Genomic DNA, 24,627 nt, shown 5'->3' with positions numbered 1-24,627 from the left:
GTGGCAGCCTGCGGCGCCAGGCGCGGTCACGCGAAGACGATGGTCATCTCCGACATTGCGTCACTCCGGGCGGTGCGGTCAATCGCAGGACGGGTACGGCCATGGGCCGTTCAGGTAGTTGAACATGGCGTTCCAGCTGTAGTACCAGTTCTCCGTGTTGGACTGGCACGCAATGAAGTTGTAGCCGAAACTACCCGAGTCGTCGTCGGGGTAATTGGTGAAGAGCGTGCTGTGGAAGACCAGAAACCATTTCGCCCTGTTGCCGTTGTGTGCCCAGCACAGAGCTTTCAGGGTCTGGTCGCCCATGATGCCGGCCTCCTCCAGGTGTTGGAGAGCCGGCCATATTTCAGTCAGATCCCTGGGACGGTCCCAGCCGGAGATGGGCAGAAAATCTCCGCTGTTCGGTTCGAGGACGGCAACCCGGTTTCCCGCGGTGAGCCAGTAGTAGCCGTTGCCGTCGGTCGTGGCGCAGGAGATTCCGTTGGCCCAGTGGTCTTTCTCTTCTTGACCGAAGTCTCCACGGTCGATCCGGCCGAGCCCCGCCCACGTCTCCGTCAGTCTCGACGGCGACCAGGTGAGAGAGTCTCCGTAGCCGTTCGTTCTCGCGCAGTATGGGCCGTTGAACAGCCACCACATTCCGGTGCGGGGGACGAAGGTGCACGTGTCCAGCCCGCTGTCGAACTCCGCATGGCCCTGGAGGCAGGGCCATCCGTAGGTACTCCTGAAATCCCGGGGGTTGACGTGCATGGAGTTCCCGTCGTACTCCGTGGAGAAGTAGATCGACGACACCGAGGACTCGTCCGGATTCGAATTGGTGGCGGTGAAGGCCCAACGCTTGTTGTAGAGGCTGATGGAGTTGACAGTCCACCACCGCAGGCCGTTCACGGTGTCCGGCGGGTCCCATCCTCCCGGGGGGACGTAGCCCTCGTCCGGCTCTGGCATCACGGTAGGATCGGGGATGTATCCCACCAGTTTGACCCTTCCGTCCGGCACGCCGTTCGACACCACCTTGATCGACTCCGCCTCGGCGTCGATATAGATACTTATCGCCTCGAAGAGCGGCGCGAGTTCTTCGATTGCCTCCATGGACGCGTTCAGGATCTGATCGAAGAGCTTCTCCATGCCGTCGATCCAGATGACCGCCTGTTTGCTCAAGTGAATGGTGTAGCGAAGGCCGTCCAATTCGGTGTAGACGTCTCCGCTGATGTCGGCGTTCCCGGTGTCGGCCCTCCGAGGACGCGGGCGGTGCACGAGCGTTCCATCGACAGGTTGATTGGGAAGCGGCATGGCGTCTCCTCCAGGACCGTCACGGACGTGCGCTCGGCAGCGCGCGGGACACGGCAAATCACACAGCTGTCATTACATCGAGTTTATCGAGCGGTGATGCGCCTGTACAAGGGTTCTGCGACAGGCGGCCGAGCCTCCGCAAAATCCCACCGGGCGTCCCACACCATGACCTCGACGTTTCCGCTGCTCAGAGATATGCGCTGGATTTTCGGCGGATATGCGCCGACCCGAGGCCCGAAATGACGCCTCCGGAATCTCATTACCGGCCTGATATGCGCCCGCCAACCGGACATCGTCACAGACCGGGCCAATCCCGCGATCCTCATGCGTCCCAATAGTTCTCGCCGAAAAAACAACGCTGAGCGGCGACGGCCCAGCTCGTGGGCGAAATCACGTCGCTCGGGATGCCTTCTCATGTGAGCGCGGCATTCGCGTGACGGTCACGGGTGAGGGGTGCTGTATCGCCTACGACACCGCTTCGTGCCTGTGACGTACCGGCCGCCGGCGTGTGACACGTTTCGCTCGCACTCCGGTCGCCCCTACCTGGGCAGACGTACGGTGACCACCAGGCCGCCCTCCGGGCGGGCGCGGGCGTCGGCCGTGCCGCCGTGCGCGACCGCGATGGCGCGGACGATGGACAGCCCGAGCCCGGCGCCGCGGGCCGACCGGATCCGGTCGCCGCCGTGCCGCCGGAACGGCTCGAACAGGTCACCGACCTCGTACGGCGGCACCGGCGGCCCGGTGTTCTCCACGGTCAGGCACGCCCCGGCGTCGTCCTCACGCAGGCGGACCCAGACCTGCCCGTCCCGCACGTTGTACTTGACGGCGTTCTCCAGCAGGTTGACCAGGCAGCGTTCCAGGAAGAGCGGATCGCCGTGCGCGACCGCCGGGCACAGGTCCTCGTGGACGGTGACCTTCCCGCGGCGCGGCTGCGGGCCGATCTGCTCCATCGCCGTACGGACGACCTCCCGCAGGTCCACCGGCCTGCGGGTGGTGATCTCCTGCTCCGACTGCGCCAGCATGAGCAGCCCGTCGATCAGCCGCTCGTACCGGGCGGTGGCGCCCAGCAGGGCCCGCGCCAGCGCCTTGAGGTCCTCCGACGCCGCGGGCTCCTCCAGCGACACCTCCAGCACCGTGCGGTTGACCGCCAGCGGGGTGCGCAGCTCGTGGGAGGCGTTGGCGATGAAGCGGCGCTGGGCGTCGAAGACGCGGTGCAGCCGGTCGAGCATCGCGTCGAAGGTGTCGGCCAGCCGCTTGACCTCGTCCTGCGGGCCGCGCAGGGCGATCCGCTCGTGCAGCGTGCTCTCCGACAGCCGCTGCGCGGTCTCGGTCACCCGGTCGAGCGGGCGCAGCGCGCGGTCGGCCACCAGGTAGCCCAGCACCACCGCGACCACCCCGACGAGGATCATCACGATCAGCGACGACCGGAGCACCTCGTCCAGCACGTCGGCGGCGCCCTGCTCGACGTCGGTGCGGATGCGCCGCGCGACCACGTCCGTGCCGAGCACGCCGCCGGGCAGGGTGTCACCTGGCAGAGTGTCACTGGGCAGGGTGGAGCCGGGCAGGGCGGAGCCGGACACCGCGGGGGTGGGGCGCGCGCCGCCGGTCACCTTGTCCACCGCCACGACGAACCGCTGGTTGAGCGCCCGCGCGGTCAGCAGGTGGGTGAACCACAGCAGCACCGAGCCCGCGACGAAGAACAGCCCGCCGTACAGCAGGGTGAGCCGCGTCCGCAGCCCCAGCCTGCGCCACACCAGCAGACGCCGGGTCACAGGCGGTACCCCCGGCCCGGGACGTTCTCGATCACCGGGGGGTCGCCCAGCTTCCTGCGCAGCGAGGTGAGGGTGACGCGCAGCACGCCCGTCCCGGCGCCGGCGTGCTCGTCCCACACGCTCGCGCGCAGCCGCGCCGAGCTGACCAGTCCGCCGCCGGCGCGCATCAGCTCGCGCAGCACGTCGAACTCGCGGCGGCCCAGTGCCACCTGCCGTCCGTCCCGGGTCACCGTACGGCGGGCCGGGTCGAGCCGGATCCCGGCCCGCTCCAGCGCCGGCGGCGCGGCCCTGGGCGAGCGCCTGGCCAGTGCCCGGACCCGCGCCACCAGCTCGGCGAACGCGAACGGCTTGACCAGGTAGTCGTCGGCGCCCAGGGCCAGACCGCCGACCCGGTCCCGCACCCGTCCCGCCGCGGTCAGCATGAGGATCCGGCTCGCGCCGCTCGCGGCGGCCAGCTCCCGGCACACCTCGTCCCCGTGTACGTCGGGCAGGTCGCGGTCGAGCACCACCACGTCGTAGTCCACGTAGGCGGTCAGCTCCAGCGCCTCCCGGCCATCGTAGGCCACGTCCACCGCGATCGCGTGCAGCCGCAGCCCCCGGGCGACGGCGTCGGCCAGTTGTTCCTCGTCCTCGACCACCAGCACCCGCATCCTCGCCTCCCGCTCGGCACCGACAGTGACGCACGCGGTGTTAGGCGCGGATAAGCGAAGCCTCCCGGACGCCCGGCGGGCTCCTCCTTATCCGTGTTTAGCACCGGCTGCGCTGGAGTTGGGCCCCGTCCCGGGCGAAGGCCCCGGGGGAGGAGGAACGACCATGCGCTCACGACCCGTACGGGCGGGGCTGTGCCTGGCCCTGGCGACGACTCTGGTGACGGCGGCCGGCTGCGGCGACGCCCCGGACGGCGACGGAATCGCCGCCGCCGGCGATGGCGCCGCGACCGGGACCACGGCCGCGCCGTCCGCCTCGGCGAGCACGGACCTGCGCGAGGCCCAGCTGAAGTTCGCCCAGTGCATGCGCGAACACGGCGTCGACATGCCCGATCCCGACGCCCAGGGCCGCGTCCAGATCCGCGCCCGGAAGGGGGAGGAGGCGACGACCCGCGAGGCCATGCGAGCCTGCGAGCACTTCATGAAGAACGCCGTCGGCGACCGGGCGGGCGCCGACGACCCCCGGGAACGCGACCGGATGCTCAAGTTCGCCCAGTGCATGCGCGAGCACGGCATCGACATGGCCGACCCCAAGCCCGGCGAGGGACTCCTCGTCAAGGTCAAGCCGGGCCAGGAGAAGACGATGGAGGCGGCGCAGAAGGCGTGCGAGGAGTTCGCGCCGGGGGAGCGGCCGTGACGCGCCGCGCCCTGGTCCTCGCCGGGGCGGGCGTCCTGGCGCTGGCCGCAGCGGGCACGGCCGTCGCCGTGGCGGGCGGCGGCCCGTCCGGAGGGCCGGGTGGAGGAGCCGGCGCGGGCGGGCCCTCCACGCCGGCCGTCCCCGCCACCACCCCGATCACCCGGCAGGACCTGGTGGACACCAAGACCGTGGAGGGATCGCTCACCTACTCCGGGGAGCGGCGGATCGTCACCGACGCCCGGGGCGTCGTGACCTGGGTGCCCGCCGAGGGAGCGGTCGTCCGCCGGGGGCGCCCGCTGCTGCGGGTCGCCCGCCGCCCGGTCGTGCTGATGTACGGCACGCTGCCGCTCTACCGCACGCTCCGGCAGGGCGTCACCGACGGGCCGGACGTCGAGCAGCTCGAACGCAACCTCAAGGTCCTCGGCTACGGCGGCGACCTGACGGTGGACGACCACTTCAGCTACGCCACCTACCTCGCCGTCAGGCAGTGGCAGGACGACGCCGGGCTGCCGCGGACCGGGCAGGTGGACGCCACCCAGGTGGTGTTCCTGCCCGCCGCCGCCCGGGTGACCGACGCCAGGGCCGAGGTCGGCGCCAGGACCACCCCGGGGCAACCGGCCCTGGTCGTGTCGGGCCTGCGCCGCCTCGTCCACGTCGACCTGTCCACGAGCGACCAGGCGCTGGTGCGGAAGGGCGCCAAAGTCACCGTGGAGCTGCCCGGCGGTGAACACGTCAGGGGCAGGGTGACCTCGGTCGGCACGGTCGCCAAGGCGGCCTCGCAGGGTGAGGGACAGGACGAGGACAGCACCGTCGACGTGGACATCACGCTGGCCAAGACCCCCAGAACCCGGCTCGACAGGGCGCCCGTGCAGGTGGAGCTGGTCAGCGAACGCCGCCGCGACGTGCTCGCCGTGCCGGTGGAGGCGCTGCTCGCGCTGCGCGAGGGCGGCTTCGGCGTGGAGGTGGCCGAGGGAGGCTCGACCCGGATCGTGCCGGTGGAGACCGGCGCCTTCGGCGGCGGCATGGTCGAGATCACCGGCGCCGGGCTCGCCGAGGGCATGAAGGTCGGGGTGCCCGCCCCGTGAACCGGCCACCGAACGAGCCCACCCGCACCGGCGGGCCGTACGTCGTGGAACTGCGCGAGGTGACCCGGACCTACGGCGGCGTGCGGGCGCTGCGCGGGGTGGACCTGCTCGTCGAGCGGGGCGAGCTGGTGGCCGTCGCCGGGCCGTCCGGGTCGGGGAAGTCGACCATGCTCCACCTGATCGGCACGCTCGACCGGCCCACCACCGGCACCGTGCGGATCGCCGGGCACGACGTGCCGGGGCTGTCGGACCGCGAGCTGTCCGCGCTGCGCGCCCGCCACCTGGGGTTCGTCTTCCAGCAGTTCCACCTCGCGCCCGGGGTCATCGCGCTGGACAACGTCGCCGACGGGCTCCTCTACATGGGCGTCCCGCCGCGGGCCCGGCGCGAGAAGGCCGCCGCGGCACTGGAACGCGTGGGCCTCGGCCACCGCCTCGGCCACCGGCCCCACCAGCTGTCGGGCGGCGAGCAGCAACGCGTGGCGGTGGCCCGCGCGGTGGCGGGCGACCCGCCGCTGCTGCTCGCCGACGAGCCGACGGGCAACCTCGACTCGGCGGCCGGGACCGAGGTGCTGGCCGTCCTGCGGGACCTGCACGCCTCCGGCACCACGATCCTGGTCATCACCCACGACGCGGAGATCGCGGCGTGGTGCCCGCGCCAGGTGCGCGTCCGCGACGGGCGGATCGCCGGCGACGACGGCCCGGGAACGGGCCGCCGCCCCCCCGGGCCCGTCCCCGCGACCGCGAAGGGAGCAGCACTATGACCGGCGAGACGACCGGCGAGACGACCGGCGGGCGGCTCATCCCCGCCCGGCTCGGGCCCTCCGATGTCCTGCGGACCGGTATGGCCGGGCTGCGCACCCGCCCCGCCCGGGTGATCCTGTCCGCGCTCGGCATCGCCATCGGCATCGCGACCATGATCGCCGTGCTGGGCGTGTCGGCCTCCTCCCGGGAGGAACTGCTGCGCCGCCTCGACCGGCTCGGCACCAACCTGCTGACCGTCTCGCCGGGCCGCACGCTGTTCGGCGAGCAGGCGAAGCTGCCGGAGGAGGCGCTGCGCATGGTCCGGCGCATCGGACCGGTCCGCACGGCGTCGGCGACCGGGGTGGTCGACACGACGATCCGGCGCACCAACCACATCCCCGAGGCGGTGACCGGCGGCATCGCCGTCCAGGCCGCCACGTCCGGCCTGCTCGCCACCCTGGAGGGCCGGGTGACCGCGGGCACCTGGCTGAACGCCGCCACCGAGACGCGGCCCGCCGTCGTGCTGGGCGCCAGGGCCGCCGAACGCCTCGGCGTCACCCGGACCGGCGTACGGGTCTGGATGGGCGAGCGGTGGTTCACGGTCGTCGGCATCCTCGGCCCTATGCCGCTCGCCCCCGAGATCGAACGCTCGGCGCTGGTCGGCTTCCCCGCCGCCGCCGACTACCTGGGCTTCGACGGCCACCCGACGACGATCTACGAACGGTCGGCCGAGGAGTCGGTGGAGGCCGTACGGGCCGTGCTGCCGCGCACGGTCAACCCGGAGAACCCGGAGGAGGTGACGGTGAGCAGGCCCTCGGACGCGCTCGCCGCCCGGGCGGCCGCCGCGAGCGCCTTCACCGGCCTGCTGCTGGGCCTCGGCGCGGTGGCCCTGCTCGTCGGCGGGGTCGGCGTCGCCAACACCATGGTGATCTCGGTGCTGGAGCGGCGCAGGGAGATCGGCCTGCGCCGCTCGCTCGGCGCCACCCGCGGACAGGTGCGCCTGCAGTTCCTCACCGAGTCGCTGCTGCTGTCGGCCCTCGGCGGGCTGGCGGGGACGGTGCTCGGCGGCCTGGCGACCATCGCCTACGCGCTGGCCCGGGGCTGGCCGCCCGTGGTGCCGCCCTGGGCGTTCGCGGGCGCGGCCGGCGCCGCGCTGGTCATCGGCACGATCGCCGGTCTCTACCCGGCGATGCGCGCCGCCCGGCTGCCGCCGACGGCCGCGCTGTCGGCCACCTGATGACCGGCCACCTGGCCGGGCGGGGTCACCGCCAGCCGTCGGGGTCGACCCCGCCCGGCACCGGGGCCGCCGGGTCGTACGGCTCGCGGGTGAAGACGAAGGTGTTGAGGTCGAGGTGCGTGACGCCGCCGGGGGAGCGGACCACCCGCAGGGTCTCCCCGGCGTAGTAGCCGTCGAGCCCGACCCAGGTGCCGTCCGCGTTGGGCGCGAACCGGGACGCCCGGCCCCGCCCGTTGACCGGGCCGAGCGACAGGCCCCGCCGCGGCAGGACCCGCAGCACGTACGGCGCGGGCCCCCAGTACCACGGCCCGGTCAGCTCCAACAGGTCCTCGTCCACCGGCGACGGCCGCCACTCGGCGGGCAGCGGCGGCTCGTGCTCGGCCAGGATGTCCAGCAGCGCGGTGTCGAGGGGGCGCACCCCGGAGGTGGTGTTGGCCATCCACAGCACCGCCACGCCGTCGGCGGGGTCGGCCCACACCGTGGCGAGGAAGCCGGGCATCGACCCGGTGTGCCCGGCCAGCCGCCGCGGCCCGCCGGGCCCGGTGTGCCGGGCGAGCTGCAAGCCCAGGCCGTAGCCGCGGGCCCAGGCGTCGCCGTCCTCCACCGTGGCCGGCTCGCGCATCTCCGCCAGCGTGGCCGGGCGCAGCACCTCGCCGGTGTCACCGGCGACGAACGCCGCCCAGCGGGCCAGGTCGGCGGGGGTGGACCACATCTGCCCGGCGGGGGCCATGGCGCCGTGGTCGTTCTCCGGCTCGGGCAGCAGCACGTCGGCCCACGGGTGCACGGCATACCCGGTCGCGTGCGGCGGCCTCGGCCGGGGGGTGGTGTCGCGCATGCCGAGCGGCAGCAGGATCTCCTCACGCACCACCTGCTCCCACGGCGCCGACCGCTTGCGCGCGACCAGCTCGCCGAGCAGGGCGTACCCGAGGTTGGAGTAGTGGTAGCGGCGGCCGGGCCGATGCCGCGCGGTCTCCGGGCCGAGCGCGGCGAGCAGGTCGGCCGCCGGCGTCCCCGGCGTGCGCTCCCACCACTGGCCGGGCGACTCGGCCGTCAGCCCTCCGGTGTGCGACAGCAGTTGCGCGACCGTCACGTCGCCCAGCGGGGTGCCCGGCACGTGCTTGCCGAGGGGGTCCAGCAGGTCGAGCCGGCCCTCGTCGCGCAGCCGCATGACGGCGGTCGCGACGAACGTCTTGGTGATGGAGCCGATGCGATACTGGGTGTCCGGAGTGGGCGGCTCGTCGCCGACCCGGCCGCGCGCCCCGAACCAGGCGACCACGCCGCCCCGCACGATCGCCGCCACCAGCGACGGCACCCGTGACTCCGCCTGCTCGGCCGCCAGCTTCGCCAGCAGCGCCCGGGCCGTCCCCTCCGAAACCATGCCCCACCCCTCCCGCTCCGTGATCGGCACCAGGCTAGCGCTCCGCCGCCCGCGCGGCCTCCGGCCGGAGACCAGGCCTCCGTGAGCGGTCCATCTCGCGCCACTCGGGGCGCAGCCCGGCCAGGTTGGTGGTCAGGAAGTACGCGACGCCGCCGGCCACCAGCGCCGGGGCGAGGCCGAAGGCGGCCACCGCCGCCCCGGCGACCAGCCCGCCGATGGGGATGCCCGCCCACGCCAGCGCGTCGCCCAGCCCGTTGACCCGGCCAAGCAGGGCGCGCGGCACCCGCTCGAAGGCGATCGCGCCCAGGATCGGGTTGAGGAAGCCGGACCCGAAGCCGCCCACGGCGAACACCGCGACCACCGCCCACATCGGAGCGTCCGCGGCGAGGACGAGAAACCGCGGCGCCCCGACCAGCAGGAACCCGGTGAAGAACACCGCCCGGCGCGGCAGCCGGTGCGCGGCGCCCGCCGCGAGCAGGCTCCCCGCGATCGCCGCGGCGCCCAGCACGCCGTTGCTCAGGCCGATGGCGGCCGGACCGTTGCCGGACCGGTCGGCCCACACGGGCAGGAGCACCGTGTTCAGCGCCGCGTCGAGCAGGTTGGTGATGCCCACCATGACGATGACGGCCAGCAGCAGCGGTTCGCCGCGCAGGAAGACGAAGCCCTCGCCGAGGCGCCGCCAGTAACCCGGCTCCGCACCGGACGACGCCTCCACCGGCGGACGTCCCGGGCTCTCGGGCGGGGCCGGCCGTCCCATGCCGCGCGGCAGCGCCAGCGCGACGAGCAGCGCGGCGAGCGCGAAACACGCCGCGTTGACGACGAGACCGGTCAGGGGGCCCAGCAGCGCCACCAGGATCCCGCCGGCCGGCAGGCCGAGGGTCGACGACAGCCGCTCGGTCACCCCCGACAGTCCCGTGGCCCGCTCCAGCGGCACCCGGCCGCGCTCGGCCGCCTCCGGCACCATCACGTGCTTGGCGAGGTCGCCGGGGCCGCGCGCCGCGCCGACCACCGCGACCACGGCCAGCAGCAGCGGGAAGGACAGCAGGCCGAGGGCGTGCAGCAGGGGTACGGCGCCGACGGCGGCCGCGCTGACCAGGTCGGTGATCGAGGAGATCCTTCGCGGCCCGGCCCGGTCCACCAGCGGCCCGGCCAGTGCCTTGACCACCACGTAGGGGGTCATCTCGCAGAACGCCACCAGGCCCGTCTGGGTGGCGCTGCCCGTGGTGACGAGCACGAACCACGGCAGCGCGACGGTCGAGACCCGGGTGCCGGTGAGCGCCACCGCCGTGGCCGCGAGCAGCCCGGTCAGCGCCCGCGCCCCCCGCTCCCGGGAGGACCCGCCCGCGTCGGCCACAGGTCCGGCCGCAGGTCCGGTCGTGGGGCCGGTCGTGGGGCCGCTCGGCGCGGCCGTCATGACGGGCCCGTCCCCGCCGTGCCCCCGCCGCCGTCCGGATCACCGTCCGGATCACCGGCTGGGTCCGCGCCGGGGACGGGGGCGTCCAGTTCGGGCAGGATGTAGGTGATCAGCCCCACCCGCTCGGCGCCCTCCGGTGCGACGGCCGCCTCCTCGGGGACGTCGCGGCGGTATCGGGCGAGGACGTCGTGCAGTTCGTCCCGCAGCCGCACGGTCTCCTCGGGGGTGAGCCGCAGCGCCCAGTCGCTCATGTCCGCGGCGCTCCGCCACGGCCGGGGCATCGTCTGGAACTCGTTCACCGCCCGCTGCACGCGCAGGGTGTGAACGGCGGCGACCGACTGCAGGTAGGCCAGCGCTACCTCGGGTTCCCGCTCGACCAGGTCGATGCCCTCGAAATACGTCGACCGGTGGATCGAGCGCCACCAGCGCTCGCGCGCGTTGCCGCGTCCGGTGTCCTCCTCGACGAAGCCCGCGGCGGCCAGTTGCCGCAGGTGGTAGCTCGCGGTGCCGGAGTTGACGCCCAGCCGCTCGGCGAGCCGGGTGGCGGTCGACGGACCGTGCTTGCGCAGCAGGCCGACGAGCTGCACGCGTACGGGATGCGCCAGGGCACGCAGGCCCTTGGCATCCAGGACGATCACGTCGGGGTTGCCCGGGGTGTAGGGCGAGGACGGTGGGTCGGACATGCCTTCACCCTAAACTGCAAAGAGTTCTTCGCAAAGACTTCTTCGCGAACACCTCTTTGCGGTCCGGCTCGGCGCGCATGGGTGGGTGATGGAGTCCGCCGTTGTGGATGCATCGCCGCGAGATCCGCGAGCATCTGCGTTTTCGGGAGTGCTCGGTGGCCGACGCCGGCAGGCTGACCGACGGGATGGCGGTCGACGTCGCACACGCCGAGCGCCAGCCCGCTCGGGTCCGCGATGAGCCGCTCGAGCAGTGCCGCGCCGAGCGACGCTGCAATACCCCGCAGGCGTTCAGTGACGGGCGGATATCTGGGCGCCCCGCAGCGGCTCGTAGCTGCCGGTGTAGCCGACCGTCTCGCCGCTCGCTCGGCACGTAGGAGAACGCCAGGACGCCGCCGGTGATCAGGAAGACCACGAACAGCGCTTCAGGAGGGCGGAAACAGGGGGACCGCCTTGGCGGGTGTCTCGCGGGTCGTGAACGGAACCGGGCTGAGCGCGTCGAGGCGCTCGGCGAACTCGGCCGCGAGGCCGGTCAGGACCAGCATCCCCGCCGTCGTCTCCGATACGCGCTGCTGCGCCACGATGAGGGCGGTGATGCCGGTGCTGTCCCAGTAGGTCACCGCGGAAAGGTCGATCACCAGCCCCGGCGCCGGTGTGCCGGAGACGAGCTCGCCGACCGTCGCGATGATCGCGGGGGCCGCCTGCTCGTCGAGGGCGCCGTCCAGCTCGAGGACGGTGTGCGACTCGAGACGGCGCAACCGCGGCGTGGCGGACCGGCGCGACTCGGGCCCGGGGAGGGTGAAATGGGCCGTGGCGAGGGTGCCCTCCGGGCCGGCATCGATCGTGAACCGGTCCGACAGGTAGCGGGCGAGCCACAGCCCGTGTCCGTACTGGACCGGCCATCCGGCGGCGTCGTGCCCCGGTGAGTCGGGGTCGGCGACCTCGCACCACAGCACGCCGTCGAGCTGCCAGATCCTCGCCCGTCCGGTTCCCGAGCCGTGGAAGACCGCATTGGTGGCGAGTTCGTGGACGGTGAGCACCAGGTCCACCGACCGCCCGTGGGGGAGCCCGGCGTGGACGACGTGGGCTTCCAGCGTCTCCCGCAGGGGGTAGAGCGAGCCGCGGTCGAACGGCTGGTCGAGGATCAGCACCGGCGTCGCGGCGCTCCGCTTCCCACCGCCGGAGGCCGGGGCGACGTGGGCGGCATCGTTGGTTCTGTCATCACTCATGCGCGGTCACCAGGCTGACCCCGGCAATGCCCTGAGCGCCGAGCAGCACGAACCGCGGCACGATGGCGGGATTGCACCGCAGGACGACCCTGCGGGCCGGCACCAGGCTCCGTGCCACGTCGATGATCATCCGGGTGCAGGAGAGGTCGATGAAGGACAGCTCAGCCATGTTGATCGTGACGGGGCCGTCCGTCCTGATAGCCTCGCTCAGCGCCAGGGCCAGGGCGTCCTCGGCCGCCCGGTCGATCTGTCCCGCCATCCGGATGCCGGGCGGCGCGTACTGGCGGCAGATCCGCAGCAGCGGGTCGTCGTAGTAGGTGGCCGCGGCGACCGCCCGCGTGTGGAACGGGGAGACCGACGCGAGGGTGACCGGGTCGAAGCGTTCCCGGTCGTACTGGCACAACACCGACACGCTGCTGTCCGCCAGGATCGTCGCGATCTTCTCCTCGAAGGCGGGCAGTTGCTCCACACCATGGACCGGCCGCAGCGCCCAGCCCATGTCGAGGGCCACCCGCAGTCCCGAGTAGCCCTCGTGGGCGGTCCGCTCCATCTGGGAGCTCAGCCACCCCATCGCGTGATCCACGGTGAAGACCTGCCCGGACAGCAGGCCCTCCTGAGAGGCGACGACGTCCATCCGGCCGCTCGCGGTGGCGGACTGCACGGCGATCCCGCGGCGGTTCAGCTCGGCCAGCGCTCCCTGCGGCTCCTCGCAGAGCCAGACGACGCGCAGCCCTCCCGCCAGCCCGTCCCGTACGAACGCGGCGGTGAGGTCGAGCAGCTCTTCCGGCTCGCCGAAGGTCAGGCACGCGTGATCATCGATCGCCAGATCCGTGATCTGCACCTCAGCACCGACTGTCACCGCGCCACCACCTCACCGGGACCACCCTAGCGCGAAGCCCGCCAGAAGCCGCAGGGTGGCCGTCTCCGCCTCCACCATCGCCTCCGCCGGCCGCGGGCCGATGCCGGGGGTGCCGGAGGAGACCAGCACGAAAGGGTGCAGGCCCGCGCCGAGTGCGACGACGGGCTGGGCGGCCGATACGCCGGAGCCGCCGACGTCACACGAGGTCACATAGGGGTCATCCGTATTCGGCGGCCGGCAGGACACGTTGGTCAACGGCACCCAGGGCGTGGGGGAGAATGCCACGCATGACCACCGCGGGTCCCGAAGGCAGGCCGCCCGGCGTCCAGCTCGACGCCGTGCTGGAGCGGATCACCTATGCCAACGAGGAGACCGGGTACACGATCGCCAGGGTCGCCGCCGAGCGGTCGGGCACCGAGCTGCTGACGGTGGTCGGGCCGCTGCTCGGGGCGCAGGTGGGCGAGTCGCTGCGGCTCACCGGCCGCTGGGGCTCCCACCCCAAGTACGGCAGGCAGTTCGAGGTCTGGTCGTACACCACGGTGCTCCCGGCGACCATCCAGGGCATCCAGCGCTACCTGGGCTCGGGCCTGATCAAGGGCATCGGCCCGAAGATGGCCGAGCGGATCGTGGACCACTTCGGCACCGACACGCTGCGGGTGATCGAGGAGGAGCCCAAGCGGCTGGTCGAGGTGCCCGGGCTCGGCCCCAAGCGCACCAAGATGATCGCCGCCGCCTGGGAGGAACAGAAGATCATCAAAGAGGTGATGATCTTCTTGCAGGGCGTCGGGGTGTCCACCTCCATCGCGGTGCGCATCTTCAAGCAGTACGGCGAGGACTCCATCGAGGTGGTCCGCAAGGAGCCCTACCGGCTCGCCGACGACGTGTGGGGCATCGGGTTCAAGACGGCCGACACGATCGCCCAGGCCGTCGGCATCCCGCACGACAGCCCCGAGCGGGTCAAGGCCGGGCTGCGTTACACGTTGTCGCAGGGCGCCGACGACGGCCACTGCTTCCTGCCCGCGCCCAACCTCGTCGCCGACGCCGTGAAGATCCTTGAGGTGCCGGCCGCCCTGGCCGGCGCCTGCCTGGAGGAACTGGTCGCCGAGGAGGGGGTGGTCCGCGAGGAGATCCCGGCGCGAGGCAACGGCGAGGCGGGCGAGGACGGTGACGTCACCGTCCCGGCGGTCTACCTCGTGCCCTTCCACCGGGCCGAGATGTCCCTGGCCGGCACGCTGCGCGGCCTGCTGGCCTCGTCCCACGACCGGCTCAAGGCGTTCGCGGACGTCGACTGGCCCGCCGCCCTCGACTGGCTGCGCGGCCGCACCGGCGCCGACCTCGCCCCCGAGCAGGCCCAGGCCGTACGGCTCGCGCTGACCGAGAAGGTCGCGGTGCTGACCGGCGGCCCCGGCTGCGGCAAGAGCTTCACCGTCCGCTCGGTGGTGACCCTCGCACGGGCCAAGCGCGCCAAGGTCATCCTCGCCGCCCCGACGGGGCGGGCGGCCAAGCGGCTGGCGGAGCTGACCGGGCACGAGGCCACCACCGTGCACCGGCTGCTCCAGTTGCGGCCCGGCGGGGACGCCACCTTCGACCGCGACAACCCCCTCGACGCCGACCTGGTCGTGGTGGACGAGGCGTCGATGCTCGACCTGCTGCTGGCCAACAAGCTGGCCAAGGCGGTCGCCCCGGGCGCGCACCTGCTGTTCGTCGGCGACGTCGACCAGCTTCCCTCCGTCGGCGCCGGCGAGGTGCTGCGCGACCTGCTCGCCGCCCCGGACGTCCCCCGGGTGCGGCTGACGCAGATCTTCCGCCAGGCGCAGGAGTCCGGCGTGGTCGTCAACGCCCACCGTGTCAACACCGGCCAGCACCCTCTCGTGCGGGAGTTCCCCGACTTCTTCCTGTTCCCCTGCGAGGAGCCCGAGGAGATCGCCGCGCTGACCGTGGACGTGGTCGCCCGCCGCATCCCGCGGAAGTTCGGGCTCAACCCCCGCAGGGACGTGCAGGTCCTGGCGCCGATGCACCGCGGCGCGGCCGGCGCGGGCGCGCTCAACATCGCCCTGCAGGAGGCGCTGACCCCCGCCCGGGAGGGCATGCCCGAGCGCCGGTACGGCGGGCGCGTCTTCCGCGTCGGCGACAAGGTCACCCAGCTGCGCAACAACTACGACAAGGGCGCGGCCGGGGTGTTCAACGGCACCGTCGGCGTGGTCACCGCCATCACCCCCGAGGAGAGCAAGCTGACCGTGCTCACCGACGAGGACGAGAGCGTCGACTACTCCTTCGACGAACTGGACGAGCTCGCGCACGCCTACGCGGTCAGCATCCACCGTTCCCAGGGCAGCGAGTATCCCGCCGTGGTCATCCCGCTGGCCACCAGCGCCTGGATGATGCTGCAGCGCAACCTGCTCTACACCGCCATCACCCGGGCCAAGAAGCTCGTGGTCGTCGTGGGGTCGCGGCGGGCGCTCGGCCAGGCCGTCCGCACGCGGGGGGCGGGCCGCCGGCACACGGGGCTCACCCACCGCCTCCGCGTGCCGTGACCCGCCCCCGGTTCTGTCAGTACTTCGAGGTGTAGGTCACGAACGACGGCTGGTCGACCTGGGTGGTGCCCTTGTAGCAGACCACGTCACGCACGTAGACGTCGGCGCCGGAGGTCGTCCACAGCGTGAGCAAATTGCAGTACTCCGGCCCGGGACCGTACGCCGTCACCTGCACGTTGTTGGGCGGCGACCCGACCCTGGGGAAGTACACCAGGCGCATGCCGGTCCCCGCCGTCCGCACCGTGTTGACCCCGCTCTGGGAGTTGTAGTTGATCCCGGTGGGGACCGGCGCGTACGGCCCGGGGTTGGCCGGGACGTTGTCGAAGGTGTAGGCGAACAGCTTCGGCGGCGCGAAGGCCCCGGTGATCGCCCGCTCACGCTGGTAGGTGAGGGTCCAGCCGGTGTTGTACGGCTTGTCGGCCACGTCGTGGCACAGCACCTGGATCTTCTGCCCCGACGCCGCCCAGCTCCAGGCGCCCACCTTGCACCGCGCCGGCTTGCTCGAGTCGACCGCGGTGACCTGGATGTTCCCCGCCTGCACGGCGGAGCCGAGCCCGGGCAGCCAGACGGTCCAGTCGCCGGTCGTGTTGGGGAAGACGGCGTTCACGCCGAGCGAGGAGTTGTAGTCGGAGGCGATGGACGCGCCGTCCCAGTAGACGTAGCCGTACGCCTGCGTCGCCGAGGCCAACGCCCCGCTGCTGCTGGCGAAGACGATCGAGAAGCGCGCGAAGACGGGAATTCCGCCGAACCGGTAGCACCGCACCGCCACGATCTCGTCGGAGCCGGCCTGCCCCCACTTCTCGATCTGGCACCACTCGGCCGACTGCGAGATCGCGGTCACGTGCGCGATCCCGCCCTTGGGGATGCCGATCTTCGGGAACCGCACGAAGTACTCGCCGGTGCCGCCGGGCGTGACGCTGACCGTCGGCCCGGGCGCCCAACTGCCCGCCTGATAGGCCAGGTTCGGCACCCCGGAGGTGACGTCGACGTAGGCGAACCCCCATACGTCCGGAACCGCCGCGTTCGCGGCCCCCGCACCGGCGGCGGCACCCGCGGCGACCATCGCGCACAACAGAAGTAATCGAGTGACCACGGTACGTAACAGGCGCATGCCGTCCTCCATCGCGGTGGTGCCCAGTGGGCGTGCGAGATGTCGACGCCGGGCGGCCCCGGCGCGTCGTGCTCTGCTTCGGGTGGAGCGGTGATCGGGGGTGAAGCGGCCATCACGGTGAAGGCGGAAGGTTCACTTTCACCTTTCCGCTTTGTGATAACCCGTGCGGCGATCTTTGAAAAGGCCCAATCCACCTGCCGGAAGACGGTCCGGCGGGCGCCGTTCGCCCCCTGGCCGAAAGGGCACGCCCGCGGCGCGCGTTCGGGCAGCGCCGAATTCCCCCGAGGCCTGATCGCCGGGCCCGGCCCGGCGGCCGGCGGCGGCCGACAGCGGCGGGGTGAACGAGGGGCGGCGCGGGCCCTGCGGGCCGGACACGCCTGACTGAACACTTGATCAGTCTTGACCTGCACCTTACCGTTTACAGAGGTGAGACGAGCGAAGAGCGACCGAAATGTGACCTCAGGGCCAGAGAAAATGCCAACATAAGAGGCAACCCCGAATAAGGTCTGATGGTGCCCTTCGCGCTCATGGGGGAGTAGTTGTGCTGAGCACTGCACGTCGTTCGATGGCGCCGATCGCCGGTGTCGCCGTGGTCCTGACCGCGACTCTGTCGGCATGCTCCGGTGGCTCGGGCGGACCGGGCTCGACCGGAGGCGGAGGGTCCGGGGGGTCCGGAGGATCCGGGAACAGCGCACCCGCCGTTCCGGCTCCCACGATCAAGATCAGCCCCGCCACGGGCAGTGCCGGTGTGCGCCCAGACAAGACCGTGGTCGTCACGGCCACGGGAGGCCAGTTGCAGGAGGTCACCGTGAGTGCGGGTGGCACGACGGTCGAGGGCGAGTTCGACCCCACCCACACCAAGTGGACGTCCAAGCAGCCGCTCAAGCCCTCCAGCAAGTACACCGTCTCGGCCACCGCCGGCGGCGAGGGCGGCCCCGCCAACGCGTCCAGCAGCTTCTCCACCCTCAAGCCCAAGTTCCCCCTGCAGATCGCCGACGTCACCCCCGGCGTCAAGGGGGAGACCGTCGGCGTCGGCATGCCGATCATGGTGAGGTTCAACCGGGCCGTGCAGGACAAGGCCGCCGTCGAGCAGGCGCTCGAAGTGGAGGCCCAGAAGCCGGTCAAGGGCGCCTGGCGGTGGATCGACGACACGTACGCGATCTACCGGCCGGCCAAGTACTGGCCCGCCCACCAGAAGGTGAAGTTCACCGCGCACCTCACCGGGGTGAAGGCCGGACGCGACACCTACGGGGTGAAGGACCAGTCCACGACCATCAAGATCGGCGCCGCCTGGGTCAGCACGGTCAACACCAGGACCCACATGATGGTGGTCCGGCGCGACGGCAAGGTCGTGCAGTCCATGAAGATCAGCGCGGGCAAGGCGACCACGCGCGAGTACACCACCACCAGCGGTGTCCACCTGACCATGGAACGCGGCAACCCGGTCACCATGATCTCCCCGGGGAAGAAGGAGGGCGACCCCGGCTACTACAAGGAGATCGTGAACCACGCGGTGCGCATCTCCAACAGCGGCGAGTACGTCCACAGCGCGCCGTGGTCGGTCGGCTCGCAGGGCCGCGCCAACGTCAGCCACGGGTGCGTCAACGCCAGCCCTTCGCAGGCCAAGTGGTTCTACGACAACTTCCACCGCGGCGACGTCGTGAAGATCGTCGGCACGAACCGGGCGCTGGAGTGGAACAACGGCTGGGGCTTCTGGCAGATGCCGTTCAACAAGTGGAGGCAGGGCAGCGCCCTGGAGTCCTGACCCCCGGAGGGCCGCTCCTAGGTGATGCCCCACTTCATGAGAACGAAGGCGCCCACGATCTTCAGCACGACGAGCACCATGATCACGCAGAAGACGATCAGCGCGGGGCGGTGCTCGAAGTGCTTGCCCTCCTTGAGAGGGGGACGCTTGGCGACGCGCTCGGCGATGCGCTCTTCCAGGGGTTTGCGGTGGAACATGCCTCCAGGCTATCGCCCCCTGTCTCCGCCCCACCAGCCGGGCGCGGCCACCTCGCTCCCCAAACTTCCCTGAGGTCACCAGTGTTAGGGTAGGTTAGGGAATCACGGGGAGAGGGGTGCCACGATGCCGCGGCAGCCGTACTCGGTCGAGCAGGTGGCCGAACTGCTGGGCCTGCACGTCAAGACCGTGCGCACCTACGTGCGCGACGGGCGCCTCAAGGCGGTGCGCATCGGCAAGCAGTACCGCATCGCCCCCGAGGACCTCGACGCCTTCCTGGGACACCCCGTGACGGCTCCGGCCACCGGGACCACCGGCCGGAGGCGCCACGCCGAGGCGTCCAGCATCGTGCAGGTGGACGCGATCACCCCCGACGCGGCGATGACCGTGGGCAACACGCTGATCGCCGCCGTCAACGGGCGCACCCCCGGCGGGCGGCCCCTGCGCGTCGAGACGATCTACGACGAGGAGCGGGCGAGCCTGAAGATCATCATCGTGGGCGGCGTGGCCGACACCGCGGAGCTGCTGCGGTTCGTCACCACGCTGACCGAGGAGACCACGCCGGCCGGAGGCCCCGCGTGAGCGCCGGCCGGTAGCCCGGGACGCGCGGCGCGGCCACTCCGGAGGCGTCCGCGTCCTACCTGGCCGCGTCCTACCTGGCCGCGTCCTACCTGGCCGCGTCCTACCTGGCCGCGTCCTACCTGGCCGCGGCCGGCCGGGCCGTCTGACGCCGCCGCCTTCCTCCGGCCGCCTGCTTCCGGGTCAGCCGGCGAGGCCGAGCCCCGCCGCGCGGGACAGGGGGGTGTCGGCGCCCGGGACGAGCGGCTCGGTCAGCATGAACGGCATCTGGGACATGAACCGCGGCCGGGTGCCGTGGTGGGGCTGCGCGGCGTGCACCAGGTAGGGGTGGCACACGTAGGCGTCTCCCGGCAGCCCGGTCGCCAGGGCCACGGGCCGGTGGGCGCTCGCCTCGTCGAGCAGCGGCCCGGAGGCGAAGAACTCCAGCCCGCCCTCGCCGTGCGGTTCGAGCACGCGGGCGGTGTCGAGATGGGAGCCGACCCTGATGCGGGTCGGCGCGTCGTCCGGGCCGACCTCCGAGAACAACATCAGCACGAGCAGCGTGCGGGACCTGGCGGTGACGGTTCCCCACGCGCCGCCGGGCCCGGGGTCGTTCTGGTCGATGTGCCAGCCGGTGTCCCCGGCGTCGGAGGGATGCGGGAAACGGATCGGTATGTTGCCGATCGTGCCGCGCGGCTCCCAGCCGCCCTTCCCGGCGACCAGGTCGAGCGCCTCGGCCAGTGCGGGGCTGCGCACCGCCTCCCCGAACGGACCCCGCCCCATCGGGTCGGGTCCTGCCCACACCACCGGCTGCGTCCAGTCGCCGGGCCGGTCAGGCGACAGCCCGACCTGCTGCCACAGGATGTCCCTGAGACGGTCGCCGGTCTCCCGGGGGAAGGCCTCCTCCAGTTTGAGGAAGCCCTCGGCGACGAAACGATCGGCGTCGGTGTCAGTGACCATGCCGTGGACGGTAGCGATCACAGCCCCGCGCGTCGACCGGTTTTCCGCCGCCTGCTTACGCCGCTCCTGCTTTCGGCGTCGTCTACTGCCGTCGCCAGGGGATCGCCGTACCCGGCCGGTCAGGCCGACTCGGCGCTGAGGGCCCGCGCCACCGGGCGCCGGGCCGCCATGCGTGCCGGCAGGGCGGTGAAGGCCGCCGTCACCAGCAGGGTCACGATTGCGGCGGCGAGCATCCAGGAGACGGGCGGCGTGATCATGTTCCGGGCGCCGAAGATCCCGCAGACTCCGATGCCCAGGGGAACTCCGGCCAGGGCGCCGGGCAGGGCGGGCAGGACCTGGGCGGCCGACAGTCCCGCGGAGATCTGCCCGGGGGTGGCGCCGAGCGTGCGGGCGACGGCCATGCTCGCCCGGGTCTCCATGGCCGTGGTCCAGGTGAGCGTGAGGGTGTTCACGACGGCGAGAGTGATCAGCAGGACGACGACGGCGAGCATCAGCCGGCGGTCGAGCTCGCCCCGCAGGTTGGGCAGGGCGGAGGAGCCGTTCAGGCCGTAGCCCCTCTCCTCCTGGGAGTCGAGGGTCAGCAGGGCGACGATCGCTATCACCGTGGTGGCGGTGGACCAGGCCTGCAGCACGGCGCGGCCCGGCCGGCGGGCGGTCAGCCGCAGCCCGAGCAGCAGCGGGGTGGGCAGCAGCGCGGACAGCGCGGTGAGCAGCGGCCGGTGACGGGGCTGGTGCGCGGCGGCGGCCAGCGCCGTGACGGTCGCCGTACGCATGGCCCGCAGCGTGGGACGCAGCGTGGACAGCACCGCCACCGCCACGGCGAGGACGGTCGCCGTGGCGACGGCGGCGCCGCCGGGCCCGGCCGCGTCACCGATCCGGCTGGCGGTGGGGCCGGCGATGCCGGGCACGGTCAGCCGGGCGATCACCAGCCCCAGCGCGTCGCCGATCAGCGCCAGCGCCAGGTACTCGGTGAGCAGGACGGCCGCGATCAGGCCCGGGGTCGCGCCGACGGCCTTGAGCAGCCCGGCCCGGCGGGTCTGTTCGACCGCTCGTCCCGCGGCCAGCGCCGCCGCCCCGGTGACGGCCAGGAGGCCGAGCAGCCAGCTCCCGACGACCAGGATCGGCTGGCTGTTGCTGAGGATGACCGCGTCCTGCCTCGCGATGAACTGCCAGGTGTGCAGGTTCATCCTGGCGGTGGAGTCGTGGTGGGCTTCCTTGAAGGTCTCGGTGAAGGCCTCGGTGGCGGCGGGGTCGCGCAGCTTGAGGTCAATGGCCGTGGTCACCGGCAGATCCCGGCCCGCGAGGGTCCGGGCGTCCGACCGGGTGAGCCAGACCAGGCCGCTGGAGTCGCTGGGGCCGCCGTACGGGCCGATCTGCGCCGCCCAGGGGTAGATGGAGGTGGCCGCCGTCACCGCGATCCCGACGACGGGGTACGGCCGGCCGGCGATGGTGACGTGGTCGCCGACGCCGATGCCCAGCGCGGTGGCGAAGCCCCGTTCGACGACCGCGCCGCCGGGCCGTACCCAGCGGCCCGAGGTCACCAGCGGCCGGTTGACCGTGCCGGGCGTCTCGGCGAAGCCCTGCACCACCACTCCGGACGACACCGGGGCCGGCCCCGCGGGAGACCTGTCCGAACCGCGCGTGGTGAGATCGGCGTAGACGATGCGGTAGGGGCCGTGGTGGGCGATCACCTCGGGATCGTCCGCCAGCGAGGCCAGGGCCGAGGTCACGGCGGGGCCCGTGTCGCCGGAGAGCGCCACCACGTCCGGCCCGGCGGTGGCCGCGCGGGTCTGCTCGTACAGCGCCTCGCTCGCGCCGCGCAGGGACAGGCCCAGCGCCATCGTGGCGGTGGCCACGGTCACCGCGAGCAGCAGCATCGCGGCCTGGGCCCGGTGCCGGCGGACGTCGGCGAGGACGAGGCGGACGACGAGCACGAGGGAGCCCACGCCGGTCAGCCCTCCCACTCGACCAGGCCGTCGAGCCCGCGCGGGGAGGAGCCCGCCAGCCGGGTGTCGTCGACGAACATGCCGTCGCGCATCGACACCAGCCGGTCCGCGGTGGCCGCGACCCGTTCGTCGTGGGTGACGATCACAAGGGTCTGCCCCGCCGTACGCAGGTCCTCGAAGATCCTCAGCACGTCGAGCGTCGCCGCGGTGTCGAGGTTGCCGGTCGGCTCGTCGGCCAGCACGATCGGCGGCTCGTTGGCGAGCGCGCGGGCGATGGCGACCCGCTGACGCTGCCCGCCCGACAGCCGCGACGGCAGATGCCGGGCCCGCGCGGCGAGCCCGACCCGTTCCAGCAGGAGGCTCGCGCGGCGCCTGGCCTCGCGCCGCGAGCGCCCGGCCAGCAGCACGGGCAGTTCCACGTTCTCGGCGGCCGTCAGCTCCTCCACGAGGTGGAAGGCCTGGAAGACGAATCCCACCGACCGGCGTCGCAGCCGGGCCAGAGCCCGCTCGCTCAGGGTGTCGACGCGCCGGCCTGCCAGCCACACCTCCCCGCGGGTGGGCCGCTCCAGCCCGCCCAGCAGGTGCAGCAAAGTGGACTTCCCGCAGCCGCTGGGCCCCATCACCGCCAGCGTCTGCCCCCGGGGCACCTCCAGGTCGACCTCGTCCACCGCGCGGACCCTGCCCTGCCCCTGTCCGTGCTCCTTCACCAGGCCGCGGATCTCCGCCACCGGACCCGCCACCGGCTCGGGCACACCCGGCACGTTCATCCGCCCTCGACTTCGTCGTCCTCGTCACCGGCCGTCGCGTCGCCGCCCGTGGACCAGGCACGCTCGCAGGCCGCCAGCCAGCGCAGGTCCGCCTGCAGCCGCAGCATGACCCCCTCCAGCAGGACGGCGGCGGCCGAACTCTCCGGCTCGGCCAGGGCCGCCCGCTGCGCCTCGCGCAGGCGGCGCAGCAGCTCACGCCGCTGCGCCGCCACCAGTTCGACGGGGTCGGCGAGCCGGGCCGCGGCCGCCGCGACGAGCTTGAGATGGAACTCCGCCAGGTCCGGCTTCGGCCGGCCCACCTCGGCCAGCCACGCGGCCACCCGCCGCTGCCCGGCCGGCGTCAGCGCGTAGACCTTGCGGTCCGCCCGGTCGGGCAGGCCGTCGCTCCGCTCGCAGACCACGAGCCCGGCCTTTTCCAGCCGGGCCAGCGTCACGTAGATCTGGCCGTGGTTCATCGACTCGCCCAGCGGGCCGAGGGCCCGCCGCAGCCGGGCGCGCAGGTGATACCCGTACGACGGCTCCTTGGCGAGCATCGCCAGCACCGCGTCCTGCATCCTGCCCCACACCCCCTACGGCTAACGGTTAGCCGATAGATATCGGTTAGCCGTAGGAAGTGTCAAAACAGCCGCTCCCGCACCGCGGGCCGACGTAGTACTCGCCGGGAAACGGGCGGATAACCCTGGGCATCGTCATGGCTCGGGTCTCGGGGAGGGCGCCGGCTTGTGCGCGGATCACGCCTGCTCGGTGCTGATCTGCCCGAGCACGGGCTGCGGACCTGTCGCAGCGATCAGTGACCTTGTTCCCGGCCGAGGAAGCACGACAGGAGTCGCCTGAAGTCGTGCGGGTGCTCGAGCGCCGGCACGTGCCCGCATCGGCCGAACACGTGCAGACGGACATCGGCCAGGTGTTCGAGCAGGGGCAGGGCCGCCGTCCCGAGCGGGGTGACTCGGTCCTGGGCGCCGTGGACGAGCAGCACGGGCGCGCGGATCCCTGCCAGCGTCTGCGCCGAGAGGGTGAGGTCGTCGGCCCAACGTGCCCTGGGTGGAGGGAACAACGACGCGTACGCGGCCGCCCCCGCTTCCATCGCGGCCGCACGGGCGGCGACGGCCGACTCGGTCACGAGCGCCTGGTCGAAGACGAGGCGACGCAACATGTCCCGTGCCCCGGGCGGGCCGGCGGGGGCGGCCCAGAGCGCGTCGAGGTCGGCGGACAGCGGCGCCCCGGGGGCGCCCATCGTCGAGACCGCCACGACACGGGTGACCTGCTGGGGACGCGCGGCCGCCAACGCCAGCGCCACGGCACCGCCCATGGAGTGGCCCACCACGGCGTAGCGCTCGGCACCGAGAGCGTCCATCAGGCCCGCGGCCTGCTCCGTCCAGAGCCGGAGCCCGCCCCTGGAGCCCGCCGGGATCGGCGTACGGCCGAACCCCGCCTGGTCGGGAGCCACCAGGTGCAAGGACGTGGCCAGCGCCTCTGCCGTCGCCGCCCAGGCTCCGGATCCGGTCGTACCGGGTCCGGAGCCGTGCAGCATCAGCACCGCGGGCCCCGTGCCGCCCTCCAGGACGTGGACGGGGGAGCCGTCGACGGTGACGGTCCGAAGAGTCGTCACCGGAACAGGCCAGGTGTGCTCATGCCGATGCGGAGTTGACGGACTTCGAGAAGACCTCCATCATCACCCGGCCGAACTGCGGCATGTCGGGCCAGCCGCGGCAGGAGACGAGGTTTCCGTCCACGACGTCGGGAGCGTCGATGACCGTCGCGCCCG

At 72.6% G+C, this 24,627-nt stretch carries 23 protein-coding genes; 7 read left to right on the top strand and 16 right to left on the bottom strand.

The window, feature by feature from the left end:
- Nucleotides 1-78: 78 nt before the first annotated feature.
- The 3 genes from HHX33_RS03740 to HHX33_RS03730 form a co-directional block, all read right to left on the bottom strand.
- Complete coding sequence (locus HHX33_RS03740) at nucleotides 79-1,287, bottom strand: hypothetical protein (RefSeq protein ID WP_182873360.1); 1,209 nt, start codon at nucleotides 1,285-1,287, stop codon at nucleotides 79-81.
- Between the two features lie 539 nt (nucleotides 1,288-1,826).
- Entirely contained in the window at nucleotides 1,827-3,059 is a 1,233-nt protein-coding gene (locus tag HHX33_RS03735; protein ID WP_310741198.1) for a HAMP domain-containing sensor histidine kinase, read from the bottom strand.
- Nucleotides 3,056-3,709, bottom strand: coding sequence for a response regulator transcription factor (locus HHX33_RS03730; RefSeq protein ID WP_182873359.1), 654 nt, complete (start codon nucleotides 3,707-3,709; stop codon nucleotides 3,056-3,058). The genes HHX33_RS03735 and HHX33_RS03730 overlap by 4 nt, the downstream gene beginning before the upstream one ends.
- 163 nt (nucleotides 3,710-3,872) lie before the next feature.
- On the opposite strand from HHX33_RS03730, the gene HHX33_RS03725 reads away from it, so the two are divergent.
- From HHX33_RS03725 to HHX33_RS03710, 4 genes are read left to right on the top strand one after another with little or no spacing between them, the layout of a single operon-like run.
- Entirely contained in the window at nucleotides 3,873-4,403 is a 531-nt protein-coding gene (locus tag HHX33_RS03725; RefSeq protein ID WP_182873358.1) for a hypothetical protein, read from the top strand.
- Nucleotides 4,400-5,488, top strand: coding sequence for an efflux RND transporter periplasmic adaptor subunit (locus HHX33_RS03720; RefSeq protein WP_310741197.1), 1,089 nt, complete (start codon nucleotides 4,400-4,402; stop codon nucleotides 5,486-5,488). Before HHX33_RS03725 ends, HHX33_RS03720 begins: the two co-directional genes overlap by 4 nt.
- Nucleotides 5,485-6,249: an ABC transporter ATP-binding protein gene (locus HHX33_RS03715; RefSeq protein ID WP_310741196.1), complete on the top strand. Its 765-nt coding sequence runs from the start codon at nucleotides 5,485-5,487 to the stop codon at nucleotides 6,247-6,249. Before HHX33_RS03720 ends, HHX33_RS03715 begins: the two co-directional genes overlap by 4 nt.
- On the top strand, nucleotides 6,246-7,466 hold the full coding sequence (locus tag HHX33_RS03710; RefSeq protein WP_182873357.1) for an ABC transporter permease: 1,221 nt from the start codon (nucleotides 6,246-6,248) through the stop codon (nucleotides 7,464-7,466). The genes HHX33_RS03715 and HHX33_RS03710 overlap by 4 nt, the downstream gene beginning before the upstream one ends.
- Before the next feature lie 25 nt (nucleotides 7,467-7,491).
- Here the strand turns inward: HHX33_RS03710 and HHX33_RS03705 are convergent, their stop codons facing one another.
- From HHX33_RS03705 to HHX33_RS03680, 6 genes are all read right to left on the bottom strand, one after another.
- Nucleotides 7,492-8,844, bottom strand: a complete 1,353-nt coding sequence (locus HHX33_RS03705) for a serine hydrolase domain-containing protein (RefSeq protein WP_182873356.1) — start codon at nucleotides 8,842-8,844, stop codon at nucleotides 7,492-7,494.
- A gap of 34 nt (nucleotides 8,845-8,878) precedes the next feature.
- Nucleotides 8,879-10,258: an MFS transporter gene (locus HHX33_RS03700; protein ID WP_182873355.1), complete on the bottom strand. Its 1,380-nt coding sequence runs from the start codon at nucleotides 10,256-10,258 to the stop codon at nucleotides 8,879-8,881.
- A complete protein-coding gene (locus tag HHX33_RS03695; RefSeq protein ID WP_182873354.1) occupies nucleotides 10,255-10,941 on the bottom strand; it encodes an ArsR/SmtB family transcription factor in 687 nt (228 codons plus the stop codon). The genes HHX33_RS03700 and HHX33_RS03695 overlap by 4 nt, the downstream gene beginning before the upstream one ends.
- A 422-nt stretch (nucleotides 10,942-11,363) precedes the next feature.
- The gene (locus HHX33_RS03690) at nucleotides 11,364-12,167 is read right to left on the bottom strand and encodes an STAS domain-containing protein (RefSeq protein ID WP_182873353.1); all 804 of its coding nucleotides are present in this window, start codon (nucleotides 12,165-12,167) and stop codon (nucleotides 11,364-11,366) included.
- The gene (locus tag HHX33_RS03685) at nucleotides 12,160-13,026 is read right to left on the bottom strand and encodes an MEDS domain-containing protein (RefSeq protein WP_182873352.1); all 867 of its coding nucleotides are present in this window, start codon (nucleotides 13,024-13,026) and stop codon (nucleotides 12,160-12,162) included. The genes HHX33_RS03690 and HHX33_RS03685 overlap by 8 nt, the downstream gene beginning before the upstream one ends.
- Nucleotides 13,027-13,038: 12 nt before the next feature.
- Complete coding sequence (locus tag HHX33_RS03680; protein WP_182873351.1) at nucleotides 13,039-13,236, bottom strand: hypothetical protein; 198 nt, start codon at nucleotides 13,234-13,236, stop codon at nucleotides 13,039-13,041.
- A 77-nt stretch (nucleotides 13,237-13,313) separates the two neighbouring features.
- Here HHX33_RS03680 and HHX33_RS03675 point away from each other — a divergent pair, with 77 nt between their 5' ends.
- Nucleotides 13,314-15,560 carry an ATP-dependent RecD-like DNA helicase gene (locus tag HHX33_RS03675; protein WP_182873350.1) on the top strand — a complete coding sequence of 749 codons (2,247 nt, stop codon included), beginning with the start codon at nucleotides 13,314-13,316 and terminating at the stop codon, nucleotides 15,558-15,560.
- Between the two features lie 16 nt (nucleotides 15,561-15,576).
- Here HHX33_RS03675 and HHX33_RS03670 read toward each other — a convergent pair whose 3' ends face one another.
- Nucleotides 15,577-16,671 carry a hypothetical protein gene (locus HHX33_RS03670; RefSeq protein ID WP_182873349.1) on the bottom strand — a complete coding sequence of 365 codons (1,095 nt, stop codon included), beginning with the start codon at nucleotides 16,669-16,671 and terminating at the stop codon, nucleotides 15,577-15,579.
- A gap of 748 nt (nucleotides 16,672-17,419) precedes the next feature.
- Here HHX33_RS03670 and HHX33_RS03665 point away from each other — a divergent pair.
- Complete coding sequence (locus HHX33_RS03665; protein ID WP_310741195.1) at nucleotides 17,420-18,436, top strand: L,D-transpeptidase; 1,017 nt, start codon at nucleotides 17,420-17,422, stop codon at nucleotides 18,434-18,436.
- A 17-nt stretch (nucleotides 18,437-18,453) separates the two neighbouring features.
- On the opposite strand, the gene HHX33_RS03660 is transcribed toward HHX33_RS03665, so the two are convergent.
- Nucleotides 18,454-18,633 carry a hypothetical protein gene (locus HHX33_RS03660; RefSeq protein ID WP_182873348.1) on the bottom strand — a complete coding sequence of 60 codons (180 nt, stop codon included), beginning with the start codon at nucleotides 18,631-18,633 and terminating at the stop codon, nucleotides 18,454-18,456.
- A 124-nt stretch (nucleotides 18,634-18,757) separates the two neighbouring features.
- Between HHX33_RS03660 and HHX33_RS03655 the strand changes: the two genes are divergently transcribed.
- On the top strand, nucleotides 18,758-19,213 hold the full coding sequence (locus HHX33_RS03655) for a helix-turn-helix domain-containing protein (RefSeq protein WP_182873347.1): 456 nt from the start codon (nucleotides 18,758-18,760) through the stop codon (nucleotides 19,211-19,213).
- A 180-nt stretch (nucleotides 19,214-19,393) separates the two neighbouring features.
- Here the strand turns inward: HHX33_RS03655 and HHX33_RS03650 are convergent, their stop codons facing one another.
- The 5 genes from HHX33_RS03650 to HHX33_RS03630 all read right to left on the bottom strand — a co-directional run bounded on the left by HHX33_RS03650 (nucleotide 19,394) and on the right by HHX33_RS03630 (nucleotide 24,471).
- A complete protein-coding gene (locus HHX33_RS03650; RefSeq protein WP_182873346.1) occupies nucleotides 19,394-20,149 on the bottom strand; it encodes a phytanoyl-CoA dioxygenase family protein in 756 nt (251 codons plus the stop codon).
- A 119-nt stretch (nucleotides 20,150-20,268) separates the two neighbouring features.
- On the bottom strand, nucleotides 20,269-22,095 hold the full coding sequence (locus tag HHX33_RS03645; RefSeq protein ID WP_182873345.1) for an ABC transporter permease: 1,827 nt from the start codon (nucleotides 22,093-22,095) through the stop codon (nucleotides 20,269-20,271).
- Nucleotides 22,096-22,100: 5 nt separating this feature from the next.
- Nucleotides 22,101-22,862 (bottom strand): ABC transporter ATP-binding protein, encoded by a 762-nt coding sequence (locus tag HHX33_RS03640; RefSeq protein WP_182873344.1) that lies wholly within the window; start codon nucleotides 22,860-22,862, stop codon nucleotides 22,101-22,103.
- A complete protein-coding gene (locus HHX33_RS03635) occupies nucleotides 22,859-23,416 on the bottom strand; it encodes a PadR family transcriptional regulator (RefSeq protein ID WP_182873343.1) in 558 nt (185 codons plus the stop codon). Before HHX33_RS03635 ends, HHX33_RS03640 begins: the two co-directional genes overlap by 4 nt.
- A gap of 233 nt (nucleotides 23,417-23,649) precedes the next feature.
- Nucleotides 23,650-24,471, bottom strand: a complete 822-nt coding sequence (locus HHX33_RS03630) for an alpha/beta fold hydrolase (RefSeq protein WP_182873342.1) — start codon at nucleotides 24,469-24,471, stop codon at nucleotides 23,650-23,652.
- Nucleotides 24,472-24,627: the final 156 nt, after the last annotated feature.

The sequence above is a fragment of the Microbispora sp. H10670 genome, from assembly GCF_014161385.1.
GTDB classification, from domain to species: domain Bacteria; phylum Actinomycetota; class Actinomycetes; order Streptosporangiales; family Streptosporangiaceae; genus Microbispora; species Microbispora triticiradicis.
The sequence above is the reverse complement of the archived record's forward strand: the minus strand, read 5'-3'. Positions and strand labels throughout refer to the sequence as shown.